This is a genomic window from Acinetobacter calcoaceticus ANC 3811, from assembly GCF_000399665.1.
GTDB lineage: Bacteria > Pseudomonadota > Gammaproteobacteria > Pseudomonadales > Moraxellaceae > Acinetobacter > Acinetobacter calcoaceticus_B.
Map to the genome: position 1 here is coordinate 1,465,035 of NZ_KB976986.1, position 12,213 is coordinate 1,477,247.

Annotated in this window: 12 protein-coding genes; 6 read left to right on the forward strand and 6 right to left on the reverse strand. The window is 40.5% G+C overall.

The features are described 5' to 3' along the window. Window positions 1-46: 46 nt before the first annotated feature. Window positions 47-949: a LysR family transcriptional regulator gene (locus F935_RS08245; RefSeq protein ID WP_016138500.1), complete on the reverse strand. Its 903-nt coding sequence runs from the start codon at window positions 947-949 to the stop codon at window positions 47-49. Window positions 950-1,074: 125 nt separating this feature from the next. On the opposite strand from F935_RS08245, the gene F935_RS08250 reads away from it, so the two are divergent. From F935_RS08250 to F935_RS08270, 5 genes are all read left to right on the forward strand, one after another. After that, a complete protein-coding gene (locus F935_RS08250) occupies window positions 1,075-1,812 on the forward strand; it encodes an SDR family oxidoreductase (RefSeq protein WP_016138501.1) in 738 nt (245 codons plus the stop codon). Window positions 1,813-2,050: 238 nt separating this feature from the next. After that, on the forward strand, window positions 2,051-2,560 hold the full coding sequence (locus tag F935_RS08255) for a rhodanese-like domain-containing protein (protein ID WP_016138502.1): 510 nt from the start codon (window positions 2,051-2,053) through the stop codon (window positions 2,558-2,560). A gap of 18 nt (window positions 2,561-2,578) precedes the next feature. Beyond that, the gene (epsC, locus tag F935_RS08260) at window positions 2,579-3,520 is read left to right on the forward strand and encodes a serine O-acetyltransferase EpsC (protein WP_080645564.1); all 942 of its coding nucleotides are present in this window, start codon (window positions 2,579-2,581) and stop codon (window positions 3,518-3,520) included. Between the two features lie 257 nt (window positions 3,521-3,777). Continuing rightward, window positions 3,778-4,710, forward strand: a complete 933-nt coding sequence (locus tag F935_RS08265) for a family 2A encapsulin nanocompartment shell protein (RefSeq protein WP_001107602.1) — start codon at window positions 3,778-3,780, stop codon at window positions 4,708-4,710. Continuing rightward, on the forward strand, window positions 4,685-6,646 hold the full coding sequence (locus F935_RS08270) for a family 2A encapsulin nanocompartment cargo protein cysteine desulfurase (protein ID WP_016138504.1): 1,962 nt from the start codon (window positions 4,685-4,687) through the stop codon (window positions 6,644-6,646). The genes F935_RS08265 and F935_RS08270 overlap by 26 nt, the downstream gene beginning before the upstream one ends. A gap of 631 nt (window positions 6,647-7,277) precedes the next feature. Here F935_RS08270 and F935_RS08275 read toward each other — a convergent pair. Then, on the reverse strand, window positions 7,278-7,916 hold the full coding sequence (locus F935_RS08275; RefSeq protein ID WP_016138505.1) for a LysE family translocator: 639 nt from the start codon (window positions 7,914-7,916) through the stop codon (window positions 7,278-7,280). Next, window positions 7,917-8,558: an alanyl-tRNA editing protein gene (locus tag F935_RS08280; RefSeq protein WP_016138506.1), complete on the reverse strand. Its 642-nt coding sequence runs from the start codon at window positions 8,556-8,558 to the stop codon at window positions 7,917-7,919. A gap of 90 nt (window positions 8,559-8,648) precedes the next feature. Here F935_RS08280 and F935_RS08285 point away from each other — a divergent pair, with 90 nt between their 5' ends. Further along, window positions 8,649-9,578, forward strand: a complete 930-nt coding sequence (locus tag F935_RS08285; RefSeq protein WP_016138507.1) for a LysR family transcriptional regulator — start codon at window positions 8,649-8,651, stop codon at window positions 9,576-9,578. A 61-nt stretch (window positions 9,579-9,639) separates the two neighbouring features. Here the strand turns inward: F935_RS08285 and F935_RS08290 are convergent, their stop codons facing one another. From F935_RS08290 to F935_RS08300, 3 genes are all read right to left on the reverse strand, one after another. Then, window positions 9,640-10,506, reverse strand: a complete 867-nt coding sequence (locus F935_RS08290) for a cysteine ABC transporter substrate-binding protein (protein WP_000209985.1) — start codon at window positions 10,504-10,506, stop codon at window positions 9,640-9,642. Window positions 10,507-10,588: 82 nt separating this feature from the next. Further along, complete coding sequence (locus F935_RS08295) at window positions 10,589-11,449, reverse strand: transporter substrate-binding domain-containing protein (protein WP_016138508.1); 861 nt, start codon at window positions 11,447-11,449, stop codon at window positions 10,589-10,591. Window positions 11,450-11,479: 30 nt separating this feature from the next. Further along, a complete protein-coding gene (locus tag F935_RS08300) occupies window positions 11,480-12,211 on the reverse strand; it encodes an amino acid ABC transporter ATP-binding protein (protein ID WP_016138509.1) in 732 nt (243 codons plus the stop codon). Window positions 12,212-12,213: the final 2 nt, after the last annotated feature.

Below are 12,213 nucleotides of genomic sequence, written 5' to 3' on the forward strand. Positions count from 1 at the left end.
TTATATGTTCTAGATAAGTATTCTACCTATACCTTATACGCTATCGTTATTTTGAAAAATAGCCTGTATATAACTCACTTAACCAAGCGACAAAAACGCGTACTCGTGGTGAGAGCTGCCGATGCTGCGGATATAAAGCAGAAACTGACATTTCCGGGATTTCCCATTCAGATAAAACCTCAACCAGTTGCCCGTCTTTTAACTCATTCGCCACATGATAGCGCGGGACCTGAATTAAACCAGCCCCACGTAAAGCAGATAATACATAGTTTTCAGCATCATTTACCGCGATCCAGCTTTTCAAAAAATAATCTTGTTTTTTGCCATTCACCATCAATTCAAATGGATAATTCCGCCCGCCTGATGTCGAGAAGAAATTGACACAATAATGTGATAACAAATCCTTTGGTTGCTGAGGCGTTCCATGTTTATTTAAATAGTCAGGACTTGCACAAACGACTTGTGGCATATCGACCAAATGCCTAGCAATTAAAGTGGAATCATCCAAACGCCCCGCTCTCACCACACAGTCTATCCCTTCCCTAATCAGATCAACCAAGCGATCGCCTGTACTAATTACGAGTTCAATGTCGGGGTACAACTCGTGAAATTGATCAATATTAGGTAAAACAATTTTGGTCGCATGTGCACCTGATAAATCGACACGTAGCAAACCACGAGGCTGTGCAATTACATTGCGTAAAGATGATTCTGCATCATCGAGTTCCGATAATATTTGTGTACAACGCTCATAAAATGCTTGTCCATCTAGTGATGGTCTTACATGCCGAGTCGTCCGCTCTAGCAAACGGCACTGTAAATTATTCTCTAACTCTTTAATGGCATTACTTGCTGTAGCGCGTGGGATATTGAGTTGATCGGCTGCCTGACTAAAACTACCCAACTCTACGATGCGGGTAAAAAGTTGCAAGGTATCAAATTTATCCATGGTGCTCGCTTTTAACACTATCTATTATTAATAAATATGGAATTATCATATCCAATTATAAAGATTTATCCCATATTTCTATATTATTAAAATAAGCCATACCTACTCAAACAGGCAATCTAAGAATGAATATTTCAAAAAAGACAGTTCTGGTTACTGGCGCATCACGTGGTATTGGCCGTGCTATTGCAGAACGTTTAGCCCAAGATGGTTTTTATGTGATTGTTAACTATGCGGGCAATAAGGTTCACGCCCAAGCCACTGTAGATCATATTATTGAACAAGGTGGTCAAGCCTCTGCTATTCAAGCGGACGTCTCAAATGAACATGAAGTGAGTCGTTTGTTTCAAGAAGCTAAAGCCATTAACGGTCAATTGGATGTCGTAGTTCATAGCGCAGGCATTATGCCTATGGCAAAAATTACACCTGAAGGTCTGCCAGATTTCGATAGAGTAATTCATACCAATTTACGTGGTGCTTTTTTAATATTGGCGCATGCAGCCGAAACAGTTCCAGATGGTGGCCGGATTATTGTCCTTTCAACCAGTGTAATTGCTAAATCTTTTCCAGCATATGGTCCCTATATTGCCTCGAAAGCGGGTGTAGAAGGCTTAGTACATGTATTAGCAAATGAGTTACGCGGCCGAAATATTACTGTAAATGCTGTTGCACCGGGCCCGACAGGAACTGACCTTTTTTATAATGGAAAAACTGATGAGCAAGTGGCAGCTATTGCAAAACTCGCTCCATTGGAAAGAATCGGAACACCTGAAGAAATTGCCAGTGTAGTTGCTATGTTAGCTGGCCCAGATGGACGTTGGGTAAATTCACAAGTCATTCGTGTAAATGGTGGATTTGCTTAATTTTTGAAAGCGTGTGGATTATTTTAATTCACACGCTTTTTATTAACTATTAAAATGATTATTCCATCAATTTTAACTAAAGAACTATATAAGCTTAATTAATACTTTTTTATAAAAATATCCCCCATTCTTATTTATCAAAATAATATATATAAATAGATATTCCTTATTTTTGCTTATATTTAAAACCGCGTAAATTGAACAATAACAATCTGAATCGAAGATAAGGATATATTCAATGAATGCTAAATTAAATACAGAAGCTCCTCAAAGCTTTATCTCAACTGGTTCAAATCCATCCTTGTCAAATGAAGATATTCTTTCTAAAGCACAGCAATACGCACAAGACCATGAACTTAATTTTAGTGGCAGTTTATCACCTACTGATGCATGGCAGCTCGTACAACAAGGAGAAACTGTTTTAGTTGATGTGCGTACCAATGAAGAACGTAAATTTGTGGGTTATGTTCCTGAAAGTGTTCATGTCGCTTGGGCAACAGGCACATCGTTTAACCGTAATCCACGCTTTTTAAAAGAACTCGAATCAAAAGTTGGCAAAGACAAAACTATTCTTTTGTTATGCCGTAGTGGCAACCGTTCGGCACAAGCTGCCGAGGCCGCATTTAATGCTGGTTTTGAGCACATTTATAACGTTCTTGAAGGCTTTGAAGGCGATTTAGATGATCAACAACAGCGTAATCAAAAAAACGGCTGGCGCATTCATCAACTTCCTTGGCAACAAGACTAATACTCTAATCAATTTTCAGTGAATCAAGGAAAGCTTGTGACTCAATGGAACATTAATGCTGTTGTACAAGGTTTACAACAAGCAAGGCATGACTGGCGTCAGCAGCAACACAGGACCAAAGAATTTGGGGGCCGTGAACTTCCATCTAAAGAAGCTTTAAAAGCTATTTTAGATGACCTGTGCGGAATTATATTTCCAATGCGTTTAGGCCCTGCCGACTTACGCCAGGAAACTGAAGATTCTTATATTGCCTATACTTTAAATCGGGTACTCACAGCCTTACATGCTCAAGTACAACTGGCTTTAAATTATGAAGCAAAACGTCATTTGAGTCATTCGAACACAGTCCAACAACCAGAGGAACTTGCTCAAAATATTGTGCAGGATTTTGCCAACACACTGCCGTCTATACGACGTCTTTTAGACGGCGATGTGCGCGCTGCTTATGAAGGCGATCCGGCGGCGCATAGTGTGGATGAAGTACTGCTCTGCTATCCGGGCATATTTGCGATTATTCATCATCGAATTGCGCATCAACTCTATGCCCAAGTGCCTTTATTGTCTCGCATTATTTCCGAGTTGGCGCATTCTGCAACAGGTATTGATATTCATCCGGGTGCAAAAATCGGTAAAGGTTTTTTCATCGATCATGGTACAGGCGTGGTGATTGGTGAAACTAGTGTCATTGGGGAACGTGTTCGTATTTATCAGGCCGTGACCCTTGGAGCGAAACGATTTGAAACCAATGATGACGGTGGTTTGAAAAAAGACTATACACGCCATCCAATTGTTGAAGATGACGTGGTGATCTATGCGGGTGCCACCATTTTAGGTCGTATTACGATTGGTCGAGGGTCCATTATTGGAGGAAATGTCTGGCTTACACATAGTATTCCCGCAGGAAGCCAGATTTTACAGTCACCACTCGAGGCTTATCAAAAAAATCCAGAATTTAAATAAATCGTATTCACAATTTTATATATAAGTGTTTTAACCCATATATTAAAAACATGAATTTGGTATATATAAATCAGTTTATTACTCATTTATATTAAATTTTCATAAATATATGCTTATTAACAATAAGTGATCTGCATTCATTTATTTATACCTTATTCATATTTTGAAAATCGAATATTTAATTCTAATCTGTTAACACGATAATTTAAAAAATCAACATTTTATAACCAAGCCACTGTAATAAGGAAAAATGATTCATGGCGAAAAATACAGACAAAGCCCAACTTGCTCTTGGGGACCATGCGGCCCGTCAACTGGCCAATGCAACCAAAACTGCTCCTCAACTTTCTACAATTACTCCCAGATGGCTGACTCACTTACTTCAATGGCTTCCTGTTGAAGCAGGTATCTACCGCTTAAACCGTGTAAATAATACTGATGACATTCAGGTGGCTTGCACACAACGTGATGAAGCAACTTTACCTCAAACTTTTGTCGATTATGACCCAGAGCCACGCGAATACTTTTTAAATGGTGTATCTACTGTTTTAGATGTACATACACGTGTTGCCGACCTTTACAGCAGCCCACACGACCAAATTAAAGAACAGCTTCGTTTAACCATTGAAACCATTAAAGAACGTCAAGAAAGTGAGCTTATCAATAACCCTGAATACGGTTTACTGGCAAGTGTGACAGATGACCAACGTATCTCGACCTTAAATGGTCCACCTACTCCAGATGATCTTGATGATTTGCTACGTAAAGTCTGGAAAGAACCGGGATTTTTCCTCGCACACCCTGATGCGATAGCAGCATTTGGACGTGAATGTACACGTCGTGGCGTACCACCTCCAACGGTTAGCTTATTTGGTTCTCAGTTCATTACATGGCGCGGTATTCCACTCATTCCATCAAATAAAATTCCTGTAGAAGACGGCAAAACTAAAATCTTGCTGCTTCGTGTTGGTGAAAAGCGTCAAGGGATTGTTGGTTTATTCCAACCGGGTCTTGCAGGTGAACAGTCACCAGGGCTTTCAGTACGCTTTATGGGAATCAACCGTAACGCGATTGCGTCGTATCTAATCTCGTTATATTGCTCACTTGCAGTACTCACTGATGATGCGTTGGCAGTATTAGATGATGTGGAGGTGGACAAATATCATGACTACCCAGTTAACTACAAGTAATCTGCAAGGTAGTCCAACGGGGCCTGAAGTGACTGGTGTTAATCCACCAGCCAACTTCCCTGATGAGTCCACCATTGCTCGTCTTGCTAATGAGTTTTTTTCAGCATTACCAAGCTCAAGCAGTTCAGCTTCTCCATCGGGCCTTAACTTGGACTTACCTGTCGGAGCGCCACCGCACCCACCACAACTGGGTGAACCATTTTCTGCACTCAGTGGTCGTGCGCCCAATATCGCCTTTCAGAAAAGTCTCAATCCGGAATTTCCTGAACATATTCCAAATTTGCCAGACTACCCTGAACGTCGAATTGTAGCGTCTGCGCCTGTGGTTGGTGGAGCTAATTTGCCACGTCCACCATTTGAACCACATTTGCCACAAGCTGCTCATAGTGAACCCAATGTGCCACGCATTGAACCAAGCTTACCAACGGGTGCAGGTGAATCACCTTATTATTTTTTAAATGATTTTTCTACTCCCAATGCAGCAGAGCCCTCTGTTAAAGGTGTTGAAGATAATCATTCGGTTGCGCAGTCTTTTCAGTTACCACATGGTGACCAGCTGAAATCATTGCTGGCGGAAGATCGTTTTGCAACGAACACGCCAACCCAAAGTTCGCCAAGCTCTGCATTTTATTTTTTAGACTTGCCTCAAAGTGGACAAAGTTATAGTCACTATCAACCATCACAACCCACTTTTGTAGCAAGCAGTGCTCAACCACTCGATGTACATGCCATTCGTCGCGATTTCCCAATTTTACAGGAACGCGTCAATGGTCGACCTCTAGTCTGGTTGGATAATGCTGCGACCACACAAAAACCGCAGCGCGTAATTGATCGGATTGCTTATTTTTATCAGCATGAAAACTCAAACATTCACCGTGCTGCACATGAGTTAGCGGCTCGTGCAACCGACGCCTATGAACATGCAAGAAATGTAGTTGCCCGATTTATTGGTGCACCCTCTTCTAAAGAAATTATCTTTGTTCGAGGAACAACCGAAGGCATTAACCTTATTGCAAAAACATGGGGTGAGCAAAATATTGGTGAAGGTGATGAAATTATCGTTTCTCACTTAGAACACCATGCCAATATTGTGCCTTGGTATCAACTCACTAAAAAAACTGGAGCAAAATTAAGAGTCATTCCTGTGGATGACACAGGGCAAATTATTTTAGAAGAGTTGCCAAGACTGATTAATGAGCGCACTAAACTGCTGTCGATTACTCAAGTTTCGAATGCTTTAGGCACAGTCACACCTGTTGCTGAAGTCATTAAAATTGCGCATGCCAAAGGTGTTCGTGTTTTAGTTGACGGCGCCCAATCTGTTTCGCACATTCCTACCGATGTACAAGCTCTTGATGCAGACTTTTTTGTATTTTCTGGACATAAAGTGTTTGGGCCAACGGGTATTGGCGCGGTCTATGCAAAACCAGAACTGTTAGAGAGCATGCCTGTTTGGGAAGGTGGCGGCAACATGATTCAGGATGTTACCTTCGAACAAGTAGTTTACCAACCTGCACCAAACAAGTTTGAAGCTGGAACTGGAAACATTGCCGATGCTGTTGGTTTAGGCGCTGCACTTGAATATGTCGAAAGTCTAGGTATTCATAACATTGCTCGCTATGAACATGATCTACTCGGATATGGTCAAAATGCACTGAGCAGTGTGTCTGGTTTGCGCTTGATTGGAACTGCACATCACAAAGCCAGTGTTATGTCCTTTACCTTACAAGGCTATTCAACTGAACAAGTCGGTAAAGCTTTAAATCAACATGGTATTGCGGTACGTTCTGGGCATCATTGTGCACAACCAATCTTACGTCGTTTTGGTGTAGAGCAGACCGTTCGTCCATCTTTGGCTTTTTATAATACAACTGAAGAAATTGATTTATTGGTGTCGGTATTACATCAACTTACGCGGAATAGGCGTACGAATTAAATTTATTTTTTGAGAAAAGACTGCTTACGAGCGGTCTTTTTTATAATTAATTTGCCATCATTAAAATTCAATTTTTCAATGAGGAAACTATTAAAACTCAAATAGTCCTAGCACTACATTTACTCGAGCAAAAGTCGTCTGCAACCTGCGTAGCATCAAAAAGATTCTGTTTCTGTGAAATATTAGTTAAATGAAATAAGTCGACAGGTTTTGCAGATGACAATGCTTTTGCTTACTTTGAGCGAAACCAAAGTAAGTCCAGCCGAAGGCGACTGAAGAAATTAAAACTTTAAGCGATAATACTCTGTCGTGCTATGCAATAGTTCGCAGATGACTTTAGGTTGAGCTAAAAATTATTAGTGGTTATCACGGCGGAGTCTTACCGTTTTCAAATCCAAAGAAAGTAGCTAATTCCATTACTTTTTTTAAAAAAGTAACCAAAAACTTTCTCATCCACAGAACCTGTTCTCTGTTTTCATTTTTCAAAAAATATTGCAAATACATTATCTTTATAAATTATGGGCAGGCTGTGGATGAAATTTAGCACGAGCGAATACAGGTATGAACGTTGTGAACACTATAAGCAATCTAAAATCGTACTTCTGTAACCCCCATTAAATACTCACGGCAATTAAACAAACAATCCCCAAATCAATCTTAACGCAATCCCAATTAACAACACTCCCATTACTCTCTCAAAATACACTCCAAACTCTAGAAATCGTTTACGTACAATAGGCTGAGCAAACAGTACACTCACGACCATAAACCAGATGGCATTGACCATACACATCCAGACCCCATAAAAAACCTGAACTTTCATCGGTGTGGTCGTACTTACAATCGTCGTAAAAATTGCCAGGAAAAAGATAGTAGCTTTCGGGTTTAATGCATTGGTAAGAAAACCCATCGTAAAAGCTTTAAATAAACTCGGAGTGTCACCGTCTGCTGAGCCATTAATCTCAATATTGGTATTAGGCTGACTACGTAAACACTGCCATCCTAAATACACTAAGTAGGCTGCCCCCGCTGTTCTGATGAGCGACATGAGCCATTCACTTTGTTGAATCAAAAAGCCAATCCCAACAAGTGTATAAAACACATGAACTGAAATCCCGACACCAATACCAATCGCAGTCAGACATCCAATTAAGTAGCCATAACGTACGCTTTGTCTTACCGTAATCACAAAATCTGGTCCCGGTAAAATCACCGCCATAAAGTGAATGAGCGCTAGCGTTAAAAATTCATGTCCATACAACTGCCACATTTATGCAACCTCCTCGGCAACGCTATAGCTGACACTGAGCTTTCCCTTCTTAAACTGATAAGACTGAATTTCTATAGAACCAATATCTCCTAATGCCGTGACATGCGTTCCGCCACAAGGAAATGCAGGAAACTCACCAAAACTAATTTCACGAAAGCCATCAGCATGTTGATGAAGATGGGTTGGTAAATTAGCTTGAATATAGTGAGAACATTGCTGCTGAAGAGTTTCACCATCTAACTGTTGGGCTGTATCTAAAGGAATAAACTGAACACGAGCATCGCTAGGCCAGTGCTGAGCTTTTATAGCTTGCCAGCCAAATAGATGCATTACATGTGCAATGAGATGTCCAGCCGAATGTAATCGGCTATGATAATTGCGCGTATTTAAATCCACCTTTGCTAATGCCGCGCCCAACGCAACAGGTTGAGAGCTGTAATGAATAATTTCCCCTTGTTCAATTGCCACATGCACTACTTCAACTTCTGCAATGCTTCCCTTATCGCTAGGTTGACCACCACCTTGAGGGTGAAATGGTGTTGCCGATAAGCGTATGGCAAAGCGCCCATCTTCACATGAAGTACAGTCTAAAACTTCAACTTCAGCGGCAAGAACACCTGTTAAATATAATGCTTGTGTCATACTTTTTCATATATTCCCTAAGATGAAAAAGATTGTATTACCATTTCTTAAGAGCGATAATCCAATCAAAATCCAAATAACTTTTGCCTCATGAGCACAAATCAAAGTCTGGTTCTGTTAAATGAAATGGCGACCTTTGTTAAGGTGGTCGAGTCAGAAAGTTTTTCTGAAACAGCCCGACAACTCGGTACCACGCCGTCTGCGGTAAGTCGTGCGATTGCTCGTTTAGAACGTGCTTTAGGCACCCGCTTACTCTATCGGACTACACGGAAACTTCGTTTAAGTGAAAGTGGACAACAGGTTTACCAACGCTGTTTAGATATGGTGAATGCTGCACAAGCCGTTATGGAAAGTTCAGGCCAATTTCATATCGAACCTGAAGGTATTATTCGCATGAGTGTTCCGAAAGCTGTGGGGCATTTTATGATTCATCCGCATTTACCCGAATTTCTAGAACGCTACCCGAAAATCGATATTCAAATGCTTTTAGAAGATCGTTATGTAGACCTCATTGATGATGGAGTTGACCTAGCGCTTCGAATTACGGAGCAACCATCGGGTGGCCTCATGGGTCGAAAGCTGATTGATATCGATCACTTGGTTTGTGCTACACCTGAATATTTGGCAAAGCATGGCACTCCAAACCACCCTCATGATTTAAAGCAGCATGAATGTATTTACTTGGGCGAACAAGCCAGTGACTCAAAATGGAAATTTCAACAAGGGAATAAATCGATTAATGTTGCCGTGCGTGGGCGTTACGCAGCAAACCATACAGGTGTGCGTTTGAGTGCAGCATTACAGCATTTAGGTATTGCGAGCTTGCCGTACTTCGTTGCACGCCATGCTCTACAACAAGGTACTTTAGTTCAGGTTTTACCAGATTGGTATTTTAAAACCTATTATAGTGGCGGGCTATGGTTACTTTACCCACCAACGCGACATGTTCCGCCTAAATTGAGTGTGTTGATTCAATATTTGGCAGATAAATTAGCAGCAGAGCCGACTTTAAAAATTTAGACGGCTCTTAACTCGAGCAAATACTATTTAGAAGACTAATCATTAGAGATTATTAGCACGATTACTCAACCAATAAATCTTTTGGATTAATGGTATCGCCATACACTGGTTTTAAAGTTTTTTCATAAGCCTGATGAATTACACCTTCTTTTGCCAATTTTTCTAAATCTTGGTTCAACCAGTCCAATAACTCTTTATCACCTTTTTTCACTGCTGGAGCAATTAAGTCCTGCTCACCTAAATTGGTAATGCCAACGGTGTAATTTGGATTTTCTTTAGCCCAAGCTAAAACCAGCAAGTTATCATGTGCAAGCGCAGCACCACGACCATCTTTTAAAGCATCAAAAGTTTCAGTGTTTTGTTCATACTTTTGCAGTTTAATTTCAGGATGAGTCTTGGTGAAGAATGAATCAGCTGTCGTACCTTTATTTACCAACAAAGTTTTGTCTTTAAGTTGAGCAACATCGGTAATCGGATGACTTTTAGGAGAAACAACTCCCAAAGCAACTTTCAAATAAGGTTTAGCAAAATCGACCACTTCTTTACGTTCTGGTGTAACGGTAAAGTTTGCAAAAATAATATCCACTTTATTGGCTTTTAAATATTCGACACGGTTAGCCGCTTCAGTTAAAACAAACTCAACTTTGTTTTCATCACCCAGCAAATCTTTAGCGACATGCTTAGCAATCTCCACATCAAAACCCTGATTTTTACCTTGAGCATCTAAATATCCAAACGGCGGTTTGTCACTAAATACGCCAATTCGTACCACGCCATTCTTTTTGATCTGTTCAATACTCGACACAGTTTGTGTGGTATCTGCCGTTTTTTCAGTAGACTGAGTTCCTTTGTCACAGGCAACTAAACCTAAACTCAGTAAAGATGCAGCCAAAATATGCTTCACGTTTTGAAATGTTAATGTTGTCATTATTTCACCCTATCGTTCTTGTAAAAGTCTTATTTAAAATCGCAGCGCCTAATGCTAAACACTGCTCTAGCGATATCGAAAATTATTGGCCTACATCTAAAAACACATTCGGATTGACCGAGTCGCCGTAAATTGGTTTCAAGGTTTCATCATAAATTTTATTAATTTCACCACTTGTTCTTAACTGCTTGATTTCAGTATTGAGCCAATTCAATAATTGGGTATTGCCCTTTTTAACTGCTGGTGCAATAAATTCTTGATCACCAATGGACTGAATACCTGCCACATAACTTGGGTTCTTCGCGGCCCACGCTAAAGCGTAAGTACTATCTTGTGAAATTGCGTCACCACGACCATCGGTTAAGGCTTTGAAGGCATCCGAGTTTCTTTCAAACTTGAGTAAATTTACTTTCGGATAATGCTTGGTGAAGTACGTATCTGAACTTGTGCCTTTGTTTACAATTAAGGTTTTACCTTCTAATTGGGCAATGTCGGTAATCGGCTTGGCTTTAGGCGAGACAATGCCAAAAGCTCCTTTTAAATAAGGTTCGGCAAAATCTACAACTTCCTTACGTTCAGGCGTCACTGTAAACGTCGCGAATACAACATCGGCACGGTTTGATTTTAAAAACTCCACCCGATTTGAAGCTTCAGTCACAATAAACTCAACTTTCTTTTCATCACCAAGCAAGTCTTTGGTCACTCGTTTTGCTAAAGCCACATCAAAGCCCTGATTATTACCTGCACTATCTACATAACCAAATGGCGGATCATCAGCAAAAACGGCAACGCGTAGAACTCCATTTTTTTTGATTTGTTCTAAAGATTGATCCACTTGAGTATTACTTGCTTGTTCAGTGGATGGCGTTTTACTACATGCAGTTAACAACACCCCAGCAACAGCAAGACTGCTTAATATTTTTATTGAATTACGTTTAAACATTCACTTCCTCATGATTCAAATAATAAAAATTTAGTACGACAAAATATTTAAGAAAGCTTTCGCTCTTTCTGTTTTTGGCTGTTCAAAAAATTCTTCTGGTGAAGCCTGTTCAATAATCTTGCCCTTATCCATAAAAATAATGCGGTCGGCAACCTTACGGGCAAAGGACATCTCATGTGTCACAATCAACATGGTCATTCCTTCGTTCGCCAATTTGAGTACTACATCGAGTACTTCTCTGACCATTTCCGGATCAAGCGCAGCGGTAATTTCATCAAGTAAAATGACTTTAGGTTGCATGACCAGTGAACGGACAATGGCTATACGCTGTTTTTGTCCACCAGAAAGTTGTCGTGGATAATCAAGTTTTCGCTCAAATAGTCCAACTCGCTTTAACAACTCATCTGCTACTTGTTCAGCTTCATCGCGGTGGCGTTTTTGTACTTTAAGCGGTCCAAGCAAAATATTGTCAATGACGTTCATATGCCCAAATAGCTCATAGTTCTGAAAAACCATGCCAATTTTTTGACGAGCATTCGTCCAGTCCACATCTTTACCGAGCACACCTGAGCCAGCTAAACGAATCTCACCACTCTGGATTGGCTCTAACCCGTTAATACAGCGCAATAAGGTACTTTTACCGCAGCCCGATGGACCTAAAATAACAACCACCTCTCCTTGTTCTACATGCAGATCAATGCCCTGTAAAATATGACTTTGTGCAAATGATTTCTGTAATTGTTGTATCGATAACAAAGGCATAA